This window comes from Soehngenia saccharolytica DSM 12858, assembly GCF_059568515.1.
On record NZ_JCANTN010000072.1, the window covers coordinates 1 to 1,019 of the forward strand.

1 protein-coding gene is annotated in these 1,019 nt (G+C 28.9%); it reads left to right on the plus strand.

Annotated features, from left to right (window positions below; all coding sequences use genetic code 11):
- On the plus strand, positions 1–924 hold a 924-nt coding region (locus BO51_RS10090; protein ID WP_496486317.1), incomplete at its 5' end, for an IS1634 family transposase.
- Positions 925–1,019: the final 95 nt, after the last annotated feature.

Here is a 1,019-nt window from a genome sequence, read left to right on the forward strand (position 1 = left end):
TTTAATCTTTCAAAGTTTGTAGTGTGTACAGATGCAGGGCTTGCATCTAATGTTAACAGAAAATTCAATGATAAAGATGACCGTGCTTTTATTACAACTCAATCAATTAAAAAATTAAAAGGCTATCTTAAGGATTGGGCCCTTAATCCAGAAGACTGGCATCTTTCTGAGGACAATAATTCTTACAATATTGCTGAGCTTGATGAAGAAAAATATATAGATAAAATATTTTACAAAGAACGCTGGATAAAAGAAGATGGATTAGAGCAAAAAATGATTGTAACCTATTCTATTAAACAAAAGCTTTACCAAAGAAAGGTTCGCAATTCACAAGTTGAGCGTGCTTTAAAATTGATAAATACAAATCCAACAAAATTAAAAAAGACAAATCAAAATGATTTTAAGAGATTTATTGAAAAAACACATTACACTTCTGACGGAGAAGAAGCAAAAAAAGAAAGTTACAATATCGATACAGGGTTGATATTAAAAGAAGAGGCATTTGATGGTTTTTATGCAGTATGTACAAATTTAGAAGATGATGCGAATGAAATTATTAAAGTGAATAAAAGACGATGGGAAATTGAAGAATGTTTTAGGATTATGAAAAGTGAATTTAAAGCAAGACCTGTATTCTTAAGTAGAGATGACAGAATTGAAGCTCATTTTATGACATGTTTTTTGTCTCTTATTATCTACAGAATTCTTGAAAAGAAACTTGGCGAAAAATATACCTGTAATGATATTATTGAAGGCTTAAGAGATATGAACTTTAATGAAGTTAAAGCTGAAGGATATATACCTTCCTATACACGCACAGATTTTACTGATGATTTACATGAAGCATTCGGATTTCGTACTGATTATGAAATCGTAACATTAAAAGAAATGAAAAAAATTATTAAAAGAACAAAAAACCAATAACATTGTGCAATTTTTTAACTTAAATTTAAAACCTGAAACCCATTGTTTCCAATGGATATCAGGTTTTTTGTTTTCTTCAACTGTCAAAGATAAGA